General features: G+C 67.3%; 17 protein-coding genes and 1 tRNA gene. 7 read left to right on the forward strand and 11 right to left on the reverse strand.

The annotated features are described in order from the left end of the window. Nucleotides 1-15: 15 nt before the first annotated feature. The gene (gene greB / locus ABSY19_RS21640; protein ID WP_382155687.1) at nt 16-579 is read left to right on the forward strand and encodes a transcription elongation factor GreB; all 564 of its coding nucleotides are present in this window, start codon (nt 16-18) and stop codon (nt 577-579) included. A 2-nt stretch (nt 580-581) separates the two neighbouring features. Here the strand turns inward: greB and ABSY19_RS21645 are convergent, their stop codons facing one another. The 4 genes from ABSY19_RS21645 to ABSY19_RS21660 form a co-directional block, all read right to left on the reverse strand. Continuing rightward, nucleotides 582-2,831, reverse strand: coding sequence for a RelA/SpoT family protein (locus ABSY19_RS21645; protein WP_382163890.1), 2,250 nt, complete (start codon nt 2,829-2,831; stop codon nt 582-584). Nucleotides 2,832-2,968: 137 nt separating this feature from the next. Then, nucleotides 2,969-3,172 (reverse strand): DNA-directed RNA polymerase subunit omega, encoded by a 204-nt coding sequence (rpoZ, locus tag ABSY19_RS21650; RefSeq protein ID WP_066268010.1) that lies wholly within the window; start codon nt 3,170-3,172, stop codon nt 2,969-2,971. 28 nt (nt 3,173-3,200) lie between these two features. Continuing rightward, nucleotides 3,201-3,821 carry a guanylate kinase gene (gene gmk / locus ABSY19_RS21655; RefSeq protein ID WP_382155690.1) on the reverse strand — a complete coding sequence of 207 codons (621 nt, stop codon included), beginning with the start codon at nt 3,819-3,821 and terminating at the stop codon, nt 3,201-3,203. A gap of 103 nt (nt 3,822-3,924) precedes the next feature. Continuing rightward, on the reverse strand, nt 3,925-4,860 hold the full coding sequence (locus ABSY19_RS21660) for a YicC/YloC family endoribonuclease (protein ID WP_382155693.1): 936 nt from the start codon (nt 4,858-4,860) through the stop codon (nt 3,925-3,927). A 60-nt stretch (nt 4,861-4,920) separates the two neighbouring features. On the opposite strand from ABSY19_RS21660, the gene ABSY19_RS21665 reads away from it, so the two are divergent. Genes ABSY19_RS21665 through hemW form a run of 5 tightly spaced genes read left to right on the forward strand, consistent with a single transcriptional unit; the run spans nt 4,921 to nt 9,466 of the window. Beyond that, entirely contained in the window at nt 4,921-5,928 is a 1,008-nt protein-coding gene (locus ABSY19_RS21665; protein ID WP_066268004.1) for a serine/threonine-protein kinase, read from the forward strand. Beyond that, the gene (locus ABSY19_RS21670; RefSeq protein ID WP_204733641.1) at nt 5,925-6,824 is read left to right on the forward strand and encodes a PP2C family serine/threonine-protein phosphatase; all 900 of its coding nucleotides are present in this window, start codon (nt 5,925-5,927) and stop codon (nt 6,822-6,824) included. The genes ABSY19_RS21665 and ABSY19_RS21670 overlap by 4 nt, the downstream gene beginning before the upstream one ends. A 16-nt stretch (nt 6,825-6,840) precedes the next feature. Then, the gene (gene rph / locus ABSY19_RS21675; RefSeq protein ID WP_291113945.1) at nt 6,841-7,572 is read left to right on the forward strand and encodes a ribonuclease PH; all 732 of its coding nucleotides are present in this window, start codon (nt 6,841-6,843) and stop codon (nt 7,570-7,572) included. Further along, on the forward strand, nt 7,569-8,192 hold the full coding sequence (gene rdgB, locus ABSY19_RS21680; protein ID WP_382155696.1) for an RdgB/HAM1 family non-canonical purine NTP pyrophosphatase: 624 nt from the start codon (nt 7,569-7,571) through the stop codon (nt 8,190-8,192). Before rph ends, rdgB begins: the two co-directional genes overlap by 4 nt. A 20-nt stretch (nt 8,193-8,212) precedes the next feature. Continuing rightward, a complete protein-coding gene (gene hemW, locus ABSY19_RS21685) occupies nt 8,213-9,466 on the forward strand; it encodes a radical SAM family heme chaperone HemW (protein WP_382163892.1) in 1,254 nt (417 codons plus the stop codon). 15 nt (nt 9,467-9,481) lie between these two features. Here hemW and ABSY19_RS21690 read toward each other — a convergent pair whose 3' ends face one another. Further along, complete coding sequence (locus tag ABSY19_RS21690; RefSeq protein ID WP_382155699.1) at nt 9,482-10,885, reverse strand: heavy metal sensor histidine kinase; 1,404 nt, start codon at nt 10,883-10,885, stop codon at nt 9,482-9,484. Continuing rightward, on the reverse strand, nt 10,882-11,565 hold the full coding sequence (locus ABSY19_RS21695; RefSeq protein WP_291113937.1) for a heavy metal response regulator transcription factor: 684 nt from the start codon (nt 11,563-11,565) through the stop codon (nt 10,882-10,884). The genes ABSY19_RS21690 and ABSY19_RS21695 overlap by 4 nt, the downstream gene beginning before the upstream one ends. Before the next feature lie 231 nt (nt 11,566-11,796). Here ABSY19_RS21695 and ABSY19_RS21700 point away from each other — a divergent pair, with 231 nt between their 5' ends. Then, nucleotides 11,797-12,246: a DUF4148 domain-containing protein gene (locus ABSY19_RS21700; RefSeq protein ID WP_382155702.1), complete on the forward strand. Its 450-nt coding sequence runs from the start codon at nt 11,797-11,799 to the stop codon at nt 12,244-12,246. Between the two features lie 164 nt (nt 12,247-12,410). On the opposite strand, the gene ABSY19_RS21705 is transcribed toward ABSY19_RS21700, so the two are convergent. The 5 genes from ABSY19_RS21705 to ureC all read right to left on the reverse strand — a co-directional run bounded on the left by ABSY19_RS21705 (nt 12,411) and on the right by ureC (nt 16,239). Further along, nucleotides 12,411-12,498: transfer RNA gene (locus ABSY19_RS21705), tRNA-Ser, on the reverse strand. 42 nt (nt 12,499-12,540) lie between these two features. Further along, nucleotides 12,541-13,221 carry an urease accessory protein UreG gene (gene ureG, locus ABSY19_RS21710; protein ID WP_382155704.1) on the reverse strand — a complete coding sequence of 227 codons (681 nt, stop codon included), beginning with the start codon at nt 13,219-13,221 and terminating at the stop codon, nt 12,541-12,543. Between the two features lie 30 nt (nt 13,222-13,251). Further along, nucleotides 13,252-13,974, reverse strand: coding sequence for an urease accessory protein UreF (locus ABSY19_RS21715; RefSeq protein ID WP_382155707.1), 723 nt, complete (start codon nt 13,972-13,974; stop codon nt 13,252-13,254). Further along, on the reverse strand, nt 13,961-14,512 hold the full coding sequence (gene ureE / locus ABSY19_RS21720; protein WP_382155710.1) for an urease accessory protein UreE: 552 nt from the start codon (nt 14,510-14,512) through the stop codon (nt 13,961-13,963). Before ureE ends, ABSY19_RS21715 begins: the two co-directional genes overlap by 14 nt. Nucleotides 14,513-14,520: 8 nt before the next feature. After that, entirely contained in the window at nt 14,521-16,239 is a 1,719-nt protein-coding gene (gene ureC / locus ABSY19_RS21725) for an urease subunit alpha (RefSeq protein WP_382155713.1), read from the reverse strand. Between the last annotated feature and the right edge of the window lie 4 nt (nt 16,240-16,243).

A 16,243-nucleotide genomic window follows, 5' to 3' on the forward strand; every position in this document is an offset into this window, starting at 1 on the left:
TGGGAATCGCCCACCATGAGCAAGGCCTTCACCCGCGAAACCGATTCGGACGATGAAGACGATCTGCCTGCCGCGGCGCCCGTGCCCGGTGGCAAGAACTACATCACCCGCGCCGGCTATGACCGGCTGCGCGCCGAGCTGTTCTCGCTGATCGACGACGAACGTCCCAAGATCGTGGACATCGTTCACTGGGCGGCGAGCAATGGCGACCGCTCTGAGAACGGCGACTACCTCTACGGCAAGAAGCGCCTGCGCGAGATCGACCGGCGCATCCGCTTCCTGACCCGCCGGCTCGAGATCGCCGAAGTCGTCGACGCTTCGCTGCACTTTGGCGGCGACCAGGTGTTCTTCGGTGCCACCGTGACCTACGCCGACGACAACGGGCAGGAGACCACCGTGACGATCCGGGGCGTGGACGAAGCCGACAGTGCCCAGGCCCAGGTCAGCTGGATCTCTCCCGTGGCGCGTTCCCTGCTCAAGGCGCGGGTGGGCGATGTGGTGAAGCTCGTGGTGCCTGGCGGCGTGCAGGAGCTCGAAGTGCTGAGCGTGCGGTATCCGGCGCCAGGCGAAGGCGCCTGAAATCAGGGCTTGTAGCGCTGCGCCTTGATGACCGAGGTGGTGCGTTTGAGGCTGCGCAACACATCGGCCAGGTGCTGGCGGTCGCGCACCGCCACCGAGAAACGGATGTCCGTCGCGGTTTGGGCGGGTTCATCGCCCATGTCCACATGGGTGATGTCGGCTTCGGCCGCTGCGATGCTGGACGCCACGCGCGCCAGCACCCCCTTGCCATTCGTGACGGTCACGATCACCGTGGTGTCGAACGAGCGCACGGGTTCGTCGGCCCACTCGACTTCCAGGAAGCGTTCGCCATCGCGCAAGAGCAGGCGTTTGCCGGTGGGACAGTCGTCCGCGTGCACCACCAGGCCCTCGCCACGACCCAGGTAACCGACGATGCGGTCGCCCGGGATCGGCTTGCAGCAGGGCGCGTACTGCACCGACAGGCCCTCGCTGCCGTCGAGCGTGACCACACCTTGCGAGACCGATTCGTCCCGGCCACTGGCGTAGCGCTCGGTGCTGATCAGCAGGGCGTCGGGCTTGAGGCCAGTTTCGGCCAGCAGCACGGCCAGCTTCTTGCCCACCATGCTGGCGATGCGCTTGCCCATGCCGATGTCCGACAGCAGCTCCGCACGCGACTTGTTGCCGGTGAAGCGCAGCAGTTTTTCCCAGGTCGCGTGGTGTGGGCCTGCTTCGGACGGCAGGGTCGCGATGCCTTCGGAGCGCAGGGCCTGGCCGAGCATGCGTTCGCCCAGCTCGTGTGACTTCTCCTGTGCCACCGTCTTGAGGTGGTGCCGGATCTTCGAGCGCGCCCGGCCGGTCTTGACGAAGGACAGCCAGGTCGGGTTGGGCTCGGCCTTCTCGGCCGTGACGATCTCGACGACGTCGCCATTCGCCAACTCGGTGCGCAGCGGTCGCTGCTCGCCGTTGATGCGCGCCGACACCGTGTGGTTGCCCACGTCGCTGTGGATGGCGTAGGCGAAGTCCATCACGGTGGCGCCGCGCGGCAGCGCCATGATCTTGCTCTTGGGCGTGAACACATAGACCGCATCGGGGAAGAGGTCGATCTTGATGTGATCCCAGAACTCCGCCGCATCGCGCGTTTCCTGCTGGATGTCCAGCAAGGACTGCAGCCATTGCGTGCCCAGCCGTTGCGAAGTGTCGCTGTTGGGTTCGCTGGCCTTGTAGAGCCAATGCGCGGCCACCCCCGATTCGGCCACCACGTCCATGGCGTGCGTGCGCAGCTGGAACTCGATGTTGGTGCCGAAGGGGCCGATCAGCGTGGTGTGCAGCGACTGGTAGCCGTTGACCTTGGGAATGGCCACGTAGTCGCGGAACTTGCCTGGCAGCGGCTTGTAGAGCTGGTGCAGCACGCCCAACCCGGTGTAACAGTCGGTCAGCTCGGGGACGATGATGCGAAAGCCGTAGATGTCGGTGACCTGCGAGAACGACAGGTGCTTGTTGTCCATCTTGCGATAGACCGAATACAGCGTCTTCTCCCGACCCATGATGCGCACGCTCATGCCGTGCCGCACGAAATCTGCTTCCACCTCGCGCTGGACGCGGGCGATCAGATCGCGGCGGCGGTTGCGCGATTTGTTGAGGGCCTTGGAGAGCACCTCGTAGCGCCACGGATGCAGGAAACGGAACGCCAGGTCCTGCAGTTCGCGATAGGTGAAGTTCAGGCCCAGCCGGTGCGCGATGGGTGCGTAGATTTCCAGGGTTTCGCTGCTGATGCGCTGCCACTTCGAGCGCGGCATGTCGCCCATGGTGCGCATGTTGTGGGTGCGGTCGGCAAGCTTGATCAGGATGACCCGCACGTCCTTGGCCATGGCCAGCAGCATCTTGCGGAAGGACTCCGCCTGGTTCTGCTCCCGCGTGTCGAATTCCAGCTTCTCCAGCTTGGTGAGACCGTCCACCAGCTCGGCCACGGGCGCGCCGAAGCGCTCCACCAGTTCTTCCTTGGTCACGCCGCAGTCTTCAATGGCGTCGTGCATCAGCGCCGCCATCAGCGCCTGGGCGTCCAGCTTCCATTCGGCGCACTGGGCGGCCACCGCGATCGGGTGGGTGATGTACGGGTCACCGTTCTTGCGCAACTGGCCCAGGTGGGCCTCGTCGGCGAACCGGTAGGCCTGGCGGATGCTTTCAATGTCGGTCGGACCGAGGTAGTCCAACTTGCCCAGCAGCGCGGCAAAGCTGGCCGCAGCGGCGCTCGCGGCCGGATGCGCCTGCTCGGCTGGGGACTGAAGGGTGCCGTTGTCGGCCTCGGTGATCATCTGCATACTTTAGCGCGAGACGATGGATCCCGCTGAGTCCATGCACAGAGTCTGTGCAAGGCACATGAATACGTCCGGAGCAGGGGCGAAAAAAAACACCGCAGCGCGGTGTTTTCTTTCGAAGGACCTGAAAGGCCTCAGAGTGGCACTTTCTTGAGCATTTCCAGGCCGACCTTGCCGTCGGCGATTTCACGCAGGGCGGTCACGCCGGGCTTGTTCTTGCTCTCGATCTTGGGCGCATGGCCCTGGCTCAGCATGCGGGCGCGGTAGGTCGCGGCCAGCACGAGCTGAAAGCGGTTGGGGATTTTTTCCAGACAGTCTTCGACGGTGATGCGTGCCATGGGCGGGCTCCAGGAAATGGGCGGTGAATCAGAGGATGTTGAGCGCTTGGAAGGTATCGCCGCGGGCGATACGCTGAGCGGAAAACTTGAGCCGCTGGGCATGGACGATGGCCTTGAGGTCAAACAAGGCCCGCTCGAACAACTCATTGATTATAACGAAGTCGAATTCCCTGGCATGGGCCATCTCGGTGGCGGCGTTCTGCAGGCGCAATTCGATCACCTCGGCGGTGTCTTCCGCCCGGCGCTCCAGCCGCGAGCGCAATTCCTCCCAGCTCGGCGGCAGGATGAAGATCAGCACGGCGTTGGGGAAGATGCGCTTGACCTGGATGGCCCCCTGGAAATCGATCTCCAGCACCACGTCGGCGCCCTGGTTGATGCGCTGCTCGATGGCCATTTTCGAGGTGCCGTAGCGGTTGCCATGCACCATGGCCCACTCCAGAAAAGCCCCCTGGATGACCATCTGGTCGAAGGTTTCCTTGCTTACAAAGTAGTACTCCCGGCCATGCAACTCCTGGCCCCTGGGCGGGCGCGTGGTGTGCGAGACCGAGGGCACGACGCGCGAATCGAGCTCCATCAAGGCCTTGACCAGGCTGGACTTGCCGGCCCCGCTGGGGGCCGCGACGACAAACAGGTTTCCGGGGTATTCCATTACGAGGCAAGAAGTTGGGTTTCGCCGCCGGGCCGCCCCAAGGCGAAACGCGCCCCCTTGGGGGGCAGCGACCCGCGCAGCGGTGGAGCGTGGGGGCCGTATGTCATTCGATGTTCTGGACCTGCTCGCGCATCTGTTCGATGAGCACCTTCATGTCCACCGAGATGCGGGTGAGTTCGAGGTTGGACGACTTCGAACCCAGGGTGTTGGCCTCGCGGTGCAGTTCCTGGATCAGGAAATCGAGCCGCTTGCCGACCTCGGCGCCCTTCTTCAACAGGCGCTCGATCTCGGTCAGGTGGGAGTCGAGCCGGGTCAGCTCCTCGGCCACGTCGATGCGGATGGCGAAGGCGGTGGCTTCCGTGAGGGCCCGGTCCTGCGCCATGTCGGAGGTGATGGCGCTGCCTTGCGCCGTGCCGGATGCACCCGCGCCCAGGGCCTCGTTCCAGCGGTCGATGAAGCGCTGGCGCTGCTGCGCGACCAGTTGCGGGATCAGGGGTTGCGCGTCCTTGGCAAGCTGGCGCAGCTGACCCAGGCGGTCGAGCAGCATCGTGGCCAGGCGTTTGCCTTCGCGTTCACGGGCGCTGGTGAGACCGTCCAGCGCGGTCTGTGCCAGGGTAACCAAGGCGTCGTTCAACTCGCCGGGGTTGCCCTGCTGGCGCGAAGTGAGCTGCAGCACCTCGGCCACCGACAACGGCGATGCCGTGGGCAGCCAGGCGCGCACGTTGTCCTGCAGGCCCACGAGTTTTTGCAGGTCGAGCGCACTGGGCGCGCGCGGCACGGTGTCGGAGCGGCCTTCGATCCAGGCCCGCACCTCCACCTTGCCGCGTTTGAGGCGCGCGCCCAGCAGTTCGCGCAGCGCGGGTTCGGTGGCGCGCAGGTCGTCCGGCAGCTTGAAAGTGAGGTCGAGAAAGCGGCTGTTGACGGAGCGGATTTCGACGCCCACACCGGCCTGGGACTCGCGGCTGGACTCGGCGCTGGCCGGGGCCGCAGACCCGCCCGAGTGGGCCGAGGCGTAGCCGGTCATGCTGTAAACTGCCATTGAACTTTGCCCATCAGGGTGAGTGGTCCAAAACGAGGCGTTCCGGAAACCATCCGAATTATGTCAAAGGTCAAACCCGCACCGCTGCCGCCGGACACCGTGATCGGTGGTTACCGCATTGTCCGCAAGCTGGCGGCCGGCGGTTTTGGCGTGGTGTACCTGGCCGTGGACACGGAAGGCCAGCAGGTCGCCGTCAAGGAATACCTGCCCTCGTCGCTGGCTTCGCGCGGCCCCGGCGAGCTGCTGCCCCAGGTGCAGCCGGAGAAGCTGTCGCTGTACCGGCTGGGCCTCAAGAGCTTCTTCGAAGAAGGCCGTGCCCTGGCCCAGATCTCCCACCAGTCGGTGGTGAGCGTGCTCAATTTCTTTCGCGAGAACGAGACCGTCTACATGGTCATGAACTTCCTGGAGGGCGCGTCCCTGCAGGAATTCATCATCACGGCGCGTGAACTCAAGAAGCAGAAGGTGTTCCGCGAATCGACCATCCGCTCGCTGTACGACGAGGTGCTGCGCGGCTTGCGCATCGTGCACCAGCACAAGATGCTGCACCTGGACATCAAGCCGGCCAACATCTTCGTGACCGACGACAACCGTTCTGTGTTGATCGACTTCGGCGCCGCCCGCGAGGTGCTGAGCAAGGAAGGCAACTTCATCCGCCCGATGTACACGCCCGGCTTCGCCGCGCCCGAGATGTACCGGCGCGACTCCTCCATGGGCCCGTGGACCGACATCTACGCGATCGGCGCCTGCATCTACGCCAGCATGCAGGGCTACCCGCCCAACGACGCGCCCCAGCGGCTGGAGAAAGACCGCCTCTCGCTGGCGCTTTCGCGCCTGCGCGGCGTGTACTCCGACAACCTCATCGAGGTGGTCGAGTGGTGCATGTCGCTGGATCCGCTGTCGCGCCCGCAATCGGTGTTCGCGCTGCAAAAGGAGCTGAGCCGCGAGACCGAGCGCAGCTACACCAAACTCACCGTGGCCGAGAAGATGCGGCTGCAGTTCGACAACATCGTGTCGGACAACAAGAAGTCCCTGCGCAAGTCCACCAACGCCGCGACCAAGTTTCGATGAAGTTTTCGGTCTACCAGATCAGCCGCCAAGGGGGCCGGGAGCGCAACGAAGACCGAATGGGCTATGCCTACACCCGGGAGTCGGGCCTGTTCGTGCTGGCCGACGGCATGGGCGGCCACCCCGAAGGCGCGATGGCGGCGCAGCTCGCGCTGCAGACTTTCTCGGCGTATTTCCAGAAGGCCGCCAACCCCACGGTGCGGGAAGTGCCGGAGTTCCTCTCCAGCGCCCTGATGGCGGCGCACCACCAGATCATCCGCTACGCCGCCGAAAAAGGCATGCTCGACACCCCGCGCACCACGCTGGTGGCGGCCGTGATGGAGCGCAACCACGTGCACTGGGTGCATTGCGGCGATTCGCGGCTGTACGTCGTGCGCCACGGCGAGATGCTCACGCGCACGCGCGACCACTCCTACATGGAGCAGCAGCAGCACCTGGGCCGCGCCACCGACCACATCAACCGCAACATCCTCTTCACCTGCCTGGGCTCACCCGCCAAGCCGGTGTTCGACCTCTCCGGCCCGGTCCACCTGATGCAGGGCGACCGCGTGCTGCTGTGCTCGGACGGCCTGTGGGGCACGGTCAGCGACGAAGAAATCACGTCCGAGCTGTCCAAGCGGCCGCTGGAGCAGGCCGTGCCCGAGCTGGTGGAGATGGCGCTCAAGCGCGGCGGCCCGCGCTGCGACAATGTGACCGTGCTGGCGATGGAGTGGGAGACGGCGGACGAATTCCAGTCCACCCGCGTCTCCACCGAAGACATCGACGACGGCGTGTTTGCTTCCACCATCCAGTCGGGCATTCCCGACCCTTCCATCGAAGACATGGACGACGCGGCGATCGAACGCTCGATCGCCGAGATCAATGCCGCGATCCGCCGCACGGCCGAACGCAATTCCTGAACTCCCGAGGTTTCCCATGAGCGATATGACCCGACCCGGCCAACGGGCCGCCGATGCTTTGCGCCCGGTGCGCATCACCCGCCACTACACCATCCACGCCGAGGGCTCGGTGCTGATCGAGTTCGGCAACACCAAGGTGCTCTGCACCGCCTCGGTGGAAGAAAAAGTGCCGTCGCACAAACGCGGCAGTGGTGAAGGCTGGTTGACGGCCGAGTACGGCATGTTGCCGCGCGCCACCCACACCCGCAGCGACCGCGAGGCGGCCAAGGGCAAGCAGAGCGGGCGCACGCAGGAGATCCAGCGCCTGATCGGCCGTTCGCTGCGCGCCGTGTTCGACCTGAAGGCGCTGGGTGAGCGCACCATCTCGCTGGACTGCGACGTGATCCAGGCCGATGGCGGCACGCGCACCGCGAGCATCACGGGCGCCTACGTGGCCGCGCACGACGCGGTTGCCAAGCTGATGGCACAGGGCAAGCTGCCCGTGTCGCCGATTCGCGACCAGGTGGCCGCGATCTCGGTCGGCATCCTGCGCGGCAAGCCGCTGCTCGACCTGGAGTACGTGGAAGACGCGGCCTGCGACACGGACATGAACGTGGTGATGACCGGCGCCGGGCACTTCGTGGAAGTGCAGGGCACGGCCGAGGGTGCTGCCTTCACGCGCGACGAGATGAACACGCTGCTGGCCCTGGCCGAAAAAGGCATCGCCGACCTGGTGGCGGCGCAGCGCGAGGCGCTGGGGCTGGCATGAAGCTGGTGCTGGCGTCCAACAACAACGGCAAGCTCGCCGAGCTGCAGGCGTTGTTCGCGCCGCTGGGCGTGGAACTGGTGCGCCAGGCCGACCTCAACATCCCGGAAGCGCCCGAGCCGCACCGCACCTTCATCGAGAATGCGCTGGCCAAGGCGCGGCATGCCGCGCGCGAGAGCGGCTTGCCCGCGCTGGCCGACGATGCGGGCCTGTGCGTCGAGGCCTTCGGTGGCCTGCCCGGCGTGGACACGGCGTACTACGCCACGCAATTCGGCTACGCCAAGGGCGACGGCAACAACGTGCGCGCGCTGCTCGAGCAAATGGCGAACGTGACCGACCGCCGCGCGGCCCTCGTCAGCACGCTGGTGGCGTTGCGCAGCGCCGACGACCCCGAGCCGCTCGTGGCCACCGGCCGCGCGCCCGGGCTGATCACGCAGCAGCCGGTCGGCGACAAGGGTTTCGGTTTCGATCCCGTGATGTACCTGCCCGAATTCGGCCAGACCTTCGCGCAATTGCCCACCGAGGTGAAAAACGCGAACAGCCACCGGGGCCGCGCGGCGCGGCAGATGCTCGAACTGATGCGCGAGCGCTGGTTCTCGCCTGCGCCCTCGGACACACCATGAGCGAACCCACCGGCGTGCCGATGTCCTGGCCCGGCGGCCAGCCGGCCGCCGCAGGCCAGGCCGACCCGGCCTGGAACGACGTGCGCCACTGGATGCGCCCGGGCACGCTGCAGCTGCAGAGCCTGCCCCCGCTGTCGCTCTACATCCACCTGCCCTGGTGCCTGAAGAAGTGCCCCTACTGCGATTTCAACTCGCACGAATGGAGCGCCACCGCCGCGCCCGGTGAGGCCCTGCCCGAAACCGCCTACCTCGAGGCCCTGCGCGCCGATCTCGCGGCCTCGCTGCCGCTGATCTGGGGCCGCACGGTGCACAGCGTGTTCATCGGCGGCGGCACACCCAGCCTGTTCTCGCCCGCCGCCATCGACCGCCTGTTGGGCGACGTGCGCGCGATGCTGCGACTGGAGGCCGATGCGGAGATCACGCTGGAGGCCAACCCCGGCACCTTCGAGAAAGACCGCTTCCGCGCCTTCCGCGACGCGGGCGTGACGCGCCTGTCGATCGGCGTGCAGAGTTTCAACGATACCCACCTCAAGGCGCTGGGCCGGGTGCACGACCGCGATCAGGCTCTGGCCGCGGTGGAAGAGGCCGCGCAGGCCTTCGACACCTTCAACCTCGACCTCATGTACGCGCTGCCGGGGCAGACGCTGGCCGATTGCGAGGCCGACGTGCGCACCGCGCTGTCGTTCGCGCCGCCGCACATCTCGATCTACCACCTCACGCTCGAACCCAACACCTACTTCGCCAAGTACCCGCCCGCGCTGCCGCCGGAGGACGAGGCCTGGGACATGCTGGACCGCATCACCGAGCTCACCGCCGAGGCGGGCATGCAACGCTACGAGGTGTCGGCCTACGCGCGCGAGGGGCACCAGTGCTGGCACAACCTCAACTACTGGCAGTTCGGCGACTACCTGGGCATCGGCGCCGGCGCGCACAGCAAGCTCAGTTTCGCGCACCGCGTGGCCCGGCCGGTGCGTGTGCGCGAGCCGCGCCTGTACATGGAGCGCGCGCTGGCGGGCAACGCCGTGGTGAGCGCCGACGAAGTCTCGCGCAAGGCCTTGCCCTTCGAGTTCATGCTCAACGCCTTGCGGCTCAAGGACGGCTTCACGCTGCTGCAGTTCATGGAGCGCACGGGCCTGCCGCTCTCCAGCATCGCGCCGGCCCTGGCGCAGGCAGAGCAGAAAGGGCTGATCGCGCGCGACGCCACCCGGGTGTGGCCGACCGAACGCGGCTTCGATTTCCTGAGCGACCTGCAGGAACTGTTCCTGGCGGACTGAGCCCGCCGGGTTCGCTCAGGCGCTGGCCGCGTTGGTCTGCAGGCTGAAGCCCACGCGCGTGGTGCCGCCGCTGGATTCGGCCGCCGGGAAACCGTCGTGCATGCGCGCGATGGCCGCCACGATGGACAGGCCCAGGCCATGGTGCGGTTTTTCCATCTCGCAGCGCGCGGCGTCGGCGCGGAAGAAGCGGTCGAAGAGGCGCGGCAGGTGCGAGGCTTCGATCGACGGCCCGGTGTTTTCCACCCACAGGCGCGCGCCACTTTCCGACTCGGGCGCGATGCGCACGCACAGCGCGGAGCCCTGGTCGGCGTAGCGGATCGCATTGCCCAGCAGGTTGGAGATCGCGCGCTTGATCAAAGGCGCATCCACCGACAGGTGGGCATCGCCCTCGATGGTCACGCGCAGCCCCCGCTCGTCCATGGGGGCTTCGTGGAACTCCACCACCTGCTGCACCAGCTCGGCCAGGCTCACCGGCGCGCTGCGCCGTGCCTTCACGCCCCGGTCGGCCTGGGCCAGGAACAGCATGTCGTTGACGATGGCCGCCATGCGCTGCAGCTCTTCCAGGTTGGAGTGCAGCGTTTCCTCCAGCTCGGCCACGCTGCGCTCGCGGCTGAGCGCTACCTCGGTCTGGCCGATCAGGTTGGCCAGCGGGGTGCGCAGCTCGTGCGCCACGTCGGCGTTGAAGCCCTCGAGCTGCACATAGGTGCGCTCCACGCGGTGCATCAGGCCGTTGAACTGGTCGATCACCGGTTGCAGTTCTTCGGCCGGTTCGGCCAGCGAAATTCGCTGGCCCAGGCGCCGCGCGTCGATGGCCTTGGTCTGGGCGGCCAGGTCCAGCAGAGGGCGCAGGCTGCAGCGCACGCGCCAGAAGGTGCCCCAGCCCACCAGAGCCCCACCGGCCAGCACGGCGCCGACCAGCAGCAGGGCCATGCGGCGGGCGGTCTTGGCGTCCTGCGAACAATCCAGCACCACCTTGCCCTGCAGCAGGCCGCCAGACGCCGTCGGCACGGCGAAATCCATGCCCCGGGCAGTGGATTGGTTCACGTCGAAGGTGGGTGCCGCGTCGCGGTAGAACTCGCTGCCGTCGGCGCGGCTCATCTGCACGAAGGTGCCTGGGCGGCGTTCGGCCAGCCAGGCCATCTTGGCCTTGACTTCGGCCTCGCCACCCTGGGCGTAGGCCTCGCGCGACACGTCCACCAGCACGGTGCTGTAGCTGCGCAGCTCTTCCTCGTGCTTGGCGATGAAGAGCATGGAGGTGGCGCCATAGATGAAGGCCAGCAGCACGCCCAGCCCGATCACCGTCTGCACGGCCAGCAGCAGCGAGAGGCGTCGGCCGATGGAATAGGTGCAGGGCGCCTCGGCGGGCTTGTCGCCACCCAGGGGCGGGGCCGCGTCCAGCACGGTCGTCGAGGTGTTCATGTGCGTTCCTCCAGCACGTAGCCCATGCCGCGCACGTTGTGCAGCAGCTTGGGTTTGAAGGGGTCGTCCATCTTGGAGCGCAGGCGGCGCACCGCCACTTCCACCACGTTGGTGTCGGAGTCGAAATTCATGTCCCACACCTGCTCGGCGATGGTGGTGCGCGAGAGGATCTGCCCCTTGCGGCGCGCCAGCAGCGCCAGCAGCGAGAACTCCTTGGCCGTGAGGTCCAGCCGCTGGCCGGCGCGCCAGGCCTTGCGGCTGATCAGGTCCATCTCCAGGTCGCACACCGCCATGCGGGTGTTGGCCGCCTCGGCGACGGCGGCGGGGCCCCGGCGCAGCAGCGCGGCCACGCGGGCCAGCAGTTCGGAAAAGGCGAAGGGCTTGACGAGGTAGTCGTCCGCGCCGGCCTGCAGGCCTTGCACCCGGTCTTCCACGCGGTCGCGCGCGGTGAGCATCAACACCGGCGTGTTGCGTTTCTCGCGCAGCGCCGCGAGCACGCCGAAGCCATCGATGCCGGGCAGCATGATGTCCAGCACCAGCAGCTGGTAGTCGCCTTCGAGAGCGAGGTAGCGGCCCTCGATGCCGTCGCGGGCGACGTCCACGGTGTAACCGGCCTCGGAGAGACCCCGCTTGACGTAGTCCGCCAGCTTGGATTCGTCTTCAATGACCAGCACGCGCATGGGGAGTGGGGCTTGGTGACCGGGTGGAGGGACAACAAGGCGGCAAAAGGCCTTGCACGACACCGAATTGTCACGGAATTGCCCGTTTTGCTGCATTACGAATCCGTAATTCTCGCGTTCTGAAAATGACAGACCCGGTTTTTACAGTCTCTCCTGTGCCGAAACCAAGGCGGCACAAACCTCCATCCAAACCTCCATCCATCCATTCAACCTACCGTTCAAGGAAGCATCATGAAACTCTCGACCCGTGTCCTCATTCCCCTCATGCTGACGGCTGTTGCCGGTGCCGCCATGGCCCAGAGCGCGCCGCTGACCCGCGCTGAAGTGCAAGCCCAGGCCATCGCCGCCCGCGACGCCGGCCAGCTGCCCGACACCGACATCGTGAAATTCGAAGTTGCCGCGGGCTCCAGCCTGAGCCGCAACGAAGTCCGTGCCCAAGCCATCGCCGCCCGCGACGCCGGCCGCCTGGCCGACACCGACATCGTGAAGTTCGAGGTGCCCGCCGGTTTCGAGAAGACCCGCGCCCAAGTGGTGGCCGAGCTGAAAGAAGCCCAGCGCCTGGGCCTGGTGAATGAGAATGACGCCGCGTACCCGGTGATCGCCACCGCGCAACAGGCCGAGCAAGTGCGTCAGGCCGGTCTGCGCGCCGTCGCCGGCACCACCGTCAGCCTGGGCCAGTGAAGGCAGCCCGCACGGCGAGGTGAACCGGCTGCCCCAAACTGACCTGCCGGAGCACCTTGCCAGGGTTGTCTTTCACCATGCAACAGGAGTGATGCCGATGCGAACCGCGTTGTCCGCACCAGAAACAGCAACGGGCCCCATGGGCCCGTTGCTGTTTCTGGTTCTGGCGGAGACTGTGAGATTCGAACTCACGGACCCTTGCGGGTCGGCAGTTTTCAAGACTGCTGGTTTAAACCGCTCACCCAAGTCTCCGGGAGCGATGACAAGGGTGGGATTTTAGCCTGCGCCGGTGTTTCAGGCCGGCACGGGCTCCCGGGCTTCGCTGCGCAGCATGCCCCGGGTCTCGATGAAGCGCACCACCTCGTCCACACCCGTCAGGGTCTTGAGGTTGGTCATCACCCAGGGGCGGCGCGCGGCATCCGGGCGCATGCGCGCGGTGTCCGCCTTCATCACCTCCAGGTCGGCGCCCACGTGGGGCGCCAGGTCGGTCTTGTTGATGACGAAGAGGTCGCTCTTGGTGATGCCGGGGCCGCCCTTGCGCGGGATCTTCTCGCCCGCGGCGACGTCGATCACGTAGATCGTGAGGTCGCTGAGTTCGGGGCTGAAGGTGGCGGCCAGGTTGTCGCCGCCGCTTTCGATGAACACCACGTCGGCGTTCGGGAACTGGTCCAGCATGCGGTCGATGGCTTCGAGGTTGATCGAGGCGTCTTCCCGGATCGCGGTGTGCGGGCAGCCCCCGGTTTCCACGCCCATGATGCGTTCGGCCGGCAGCGCGCCGCTCACGGTGAGCAGGCGCTGGTCTTCCTTGGTGTAGATGTCGTTGGTGATGGCGATCAGGTCGTAGCGCTCGCGCATGGCCTTGCAGAGCATTTCCAGCAGCGTGGTCTTGCCCGAGCCGACCGGGCCGCCGATGCCCACGCGCAAGGGGGGCAGGGTCTTGGTGCGGCGGGGGATGTGGTGCAGGGCGGTGGTCATGGCGGTCTCCTCGTTTATGGGGGCACGTGCTCAGGAGCGGAAGAGGCGAGAGTATTGCGTTTCGTGGCGCGCGGAAAGAATCGCGAGCATGGGGCTGAAGGCCTGTCGGGCGTCGTCGCTCAGGGCCATGGCGTGGTCCACCGCATCGGGGACCTGCTGCGCCAGCCGCGCGAGCATGCGCTGGCCCGAGCTCTGGCCGAGCGGCACCGATTTGATGGCGGCCTGCACCAGGTTCTCGGCCCAGCCGAAGGCATAGCCCACCAGGCTGTCGCGCACGCTGGCCTGCGCGCTCGCGGCGGCACAGGCGCAGGCCACCGGGTAGGTGGGCGGGTTCAGGTCGGCCGCCTGCAGTTGCTCGAACACGCCCGCGCCCAGCTCGCCGAGCTGTCGCGCCCACTCGAGCAGCGAGCGCCCCATCTGCTCGGTCTGCAGGCGGAACTCCAGCGTTTCGCGGGTCTGCAGCACCCAGTGATTCAGCGCGCGCACGCGAGGCAGATCCTGCTTGCGCCAGGCGGGGATGGCCTGGGCCGCCACCGCGAGGTCGCTGCGTGCCAGGCCCAGGTGCAGCTGGTCGGTGAGCCAGGCGGCCGCGCTGGCTTCGTCGTGCACCAGGCCCGCGTCCACGGCGGCCTCCAGGCCCTCGGAATAGGAGAAGCCGCCCACGGGCAGCGCGGGCGAGGCCAGCCACAGGATCTGCAGCAGGCTGGCGGCGGAGCGCTCGGGCACCGGGTGGCCCGCGTCAGCCGTGGTCATGTCCGTGGTGGTGATCGTGGCCGGGGCTGTGGTGATGGCCGTGCCCGTGCGCATGGCCGGCGTGGCCCGCGCCCTGGATGCCATAGGCACCGCCCTCGGGTTCGAAGGGCTCGCGCGCCTCCACCACGGTGAGGTGCATGGCGCGCAGCATGTCGGCCAGCACGTGGTCGGGTTCGATCTTGAGGTGGTCGGGCCGCAGTTCGATCGGCACGTGCCGGTTGCCCAGGTGGTAGGCCGCGCGCATCAGGTCGAAGGCCTGGTCCTGCGCGGGGTGGTCGGGGCAGGCGGTGATGCGCAGCACCGGCTGCGGCGCGGCGACCACGCGCAGCAGCGAGCCGTCCTGCGTGAGCAGCACGTCGCCACCGCGCACCACGGTGCCGCGCGGCAGGAACACGCCCACGTGGCGCTCGTCGGTCGTGGTGGCGTCGAAACGGCTTTTCTGGCGGATGTCCCAGTCCAGCACCAGCTGTGCCGCGCGCTGCACCAGCGGCTTGGCGAGGCCCTGGCCTTGGGGGATGAGCTTGGAGACTTGCAGCATCGCGGCGCTCAGAACAGGAAATAGCGCTGCGCCATCGGCAGGCGCGTGGCGGGTTCGCAGGTGAGCAGCACGCCGTCGGCGCGCACCGCGTAGGTCTGTGGGTCGATCTCCATCTTCGGCAGCAGGGCGTTGTGCACCATGTGGGCCTTGGTCACGCCCCGCACGCCGTGCACGGCCGACAGGGTCTTCTGCAGGCCGTAGCGTTCGCCCACGCCGGCCTTGAGGCCGGCCTGCGAGACGAAGGTCAGGCTGCTCTTCGCGGTGGCACCACCGAAGCTGCCGAACATGGGCCGGTAGTGCACCGGCTGCGGCGTGGGGATGGAGGCGTTGGGGTCGCCCATGGCGGCCAGCGCGATGCTGCCGCCCTTGAGCACCAGCGCCGGCTTCACGCCGAAGAAGGCGGGCTTCCACACCACCAGGTCGGCCCACTTGCCCACTTCCAGCGAGCCGACGATGTGCGCGATGCCGTGCGCGATGGCCGGGTTGATCGTGTACTTGGCGATGTAGCGCTTGACGCGGAAGTTGTCGTGGCGCGAGCTGTCCTCGGGCAGCGTGCCGCGCTGGCTCTTCATCTTGTCGGCCGTCTGCCAGGTGCGGATGATGACCTCGCCCACGCGGCCCATGGCCTGGCTGTCGCTGCTCATCATGCTGATGGCGCCCAGGTCGTGCAGGATGTCCTCGGCCGCGATGGTCTCGCGGCGGATGCGGCTCTCGGCGAAGGCCAGGTCCTCGGCGATGCCCGCGTCCAGGTGGTGGCAGACCATGAGCATGTCCACGTGCTCGTCCAGCGTGTTGACGGTGTAGGGCATGGTCGGGTTGGTGGACGAGGGCAGGAAGTTGGCCTCGCCGACCACGCGCAGGATGTCGGGCGCGTGGCCGCCGCCGGCGCCTTCGGTGTGGAAGGCGCAGAGGCTGCGGCCCTTGGTGGCCGCGATGGTGTTCTCCACGAAGCCCGATTCGTTGAGCGTGTCGCTGTGGATGGCGACCTGCACGTCGGCTTCTTCGGCCACGCTCAGGCAGGTGTCGATGGCCGCGGGGGTGGTGCCCCAGTCCTCGTGCAGCTTGAGGCCGATCACGCCCGCGTCCACCTGCTCGTGCAACGCGGCGGGCAGGCTGGCGTTGCCCTTGCCCAGGAAGCCCAGGTTCATGGGCAGGCCGTCGGCGGCCTGCAGCATGCGCTCGATGTGCCAGGGGCCGGGCGTGCAGGTGGTGGCGAAGGTGCCGGTGGCCGGGCCGGTGCCGCCACCGAGCATGGTGGTCACGCCCGAGGTCAGCGCCTCGTCCACCTGCTGCGGGCAGATGAAGTGGATGTGGCTGTCGATGCCGCCGGTCGTGACGATGTGGCCTTCGCAGCTGATGACCTCGGTGCCCGGGCCGATGACGATGTCCACGCCGGGCTGGGTGTCGGGGTTGCCGGCCTTGCCGATGGCGACGATGCGCCCGCCCTTCAAGCCGATGTCGGCCTTGACGATGCCCCAGTGGTCGATGATCACCGCGTTGGTCATCACCGTGTCCACCGACCCTTGGGCGCGCGTGCGCTGGCTTTGCGCCATGCCGTCGCGGATGGTCTTGCCGCCGCCGAACTTCACTTCCTCGCCATAGCCGCCGGCGGCCAGGGTGTAGTCCTTCTCGATCTCGATCACCAGGCCGGTGTCGGCCAGGCGCAGGCGGTCGCCGACGGTGGGGCCGAACATGTCGGCATAGGCGCTGCGGGGGATGCTTGCCATGGGC

The sequence above is a fragment of the Hydrogenophaga sp. ANAO-22 genome, from assembly GCF_042466645.1.
Taxonomy (GTDB): domain Bacteria; phylum Pseudomonadota; class Gammaproteobacteria; order Burkholderiales; family Burkholderiaceae_C; genus Hydrogenophaga.

Coding starts and splice junctions, on each gene's coding strand:
- ureC (WP_382155713.1), bottom strand. CDS start 16,239: ATGGCAAGCATCCCCCGCAGCGCCTATGCCGACATGTTCGGCCCCACC.
- rpoZ (WP_066268010.1), bottom strand. CDS start 3,172: ATGGCACGCATCACCGTCGAAGACTGTCTGGAAAAAATCCCCAACCGC.
- ABSY19_RS21645 (WP_382163890.1), bottom strand. CDS start 2,831: ATGATCACCGAGGCCGACAACGGCACCCTTCAGTCCCCAGCCGAGCAG.
- ABSY19_RS21695 (WP_291113937.1), bottom strand. CDS start 11,565: ATGCGCGTGCTGGTCATTGAAGACGAATCCAAGCTGGCGGACTACGTC.
- ABSY19_RS21690 (WP_382155699.1), bottom strand. CDS start 10,885: ATGAACACCTCGACGACCGTGCTGGACGCGGCCCCGCCCCTGGGTGGC.
- ABSY19_RS21660 (WP_382155693.1), bottom strand. CDS start 4,860: ATGGCAGTTTACAGCATGACCGGCTACGCCTCGGCCCACTCGGGCGGG.
- rph (WP_291113945.1), top strand. CDS start 6,841: ATGAGCGATATGACCCGACCCGGCCAACGGGCCGCCGATGCTTTGCGC.
- ABSY19_RS21700 (WP_382155702.1), top strand. CDS start 11,797: ATGAAACTCTCGACCCGTGTCCTCATTCCCCTCATGCTGACGGCTGTT.
- greB (WP_382155687.1), top strand. CDS start 16: ATGAGCAAGGCCTTCACCCGCGAAACCGATTCGGACGATGAAGACGAT.
- ABSY19_RS21665 (WP_066268004.1), top strand. CDS start 4,921: ATGTCAAAGGTCAAACCCGCACCGCTGCCGCCGGACACCGTGATCGGT.
- ABSY19_RS21670 (WP_204733641.1), top strand. CDS start 5,925: ATGAAGTTTTCGGTCTACCAGATCAGCCGCCAAGGGGGCCGGGAGCGC.
- gmk (WP_382155690.1), bottom strand. CDS start 3,821: ATGGAATACCCCGGAAACCTGTTTGTCGTCGCGGCCCCCAGCGGGGCC.
- ABSY19_RS21715 (WP_382155707.1), bottom strand. CDS start 13,974: ATGACCACGGCTGACGCGGGCCACCCGGTGCCCGAGCGCTCCGCCGCC.
- rdgB (WP_382155696.1), top strand. CDS start 7,569: ATGAAGCTGGTGCTGGCGTCCAACAACAACGGCAAGCTCGCCGAGCTG.
- hemW (WP_382163892.1), top strand. CDS start 8,213: ATGTCCTGGCCCGGCGGCCAGCCGGCCGCCGCAGGCCAGGCCGACCCG.
- ureG (WP_382155704.1), bottom strand. CDS start 13,221: ATGACCACCGCCCTGCACCACATCCCCCGCCGCACCAAGACCCTGCCC.
- ureE (WP_382155710.1), bottom strand. CDS start 14,512: ATGCTGCAAGTCTCCAAGCTCATCCCCCAAGGCCAGGGCCTCGCCAAG.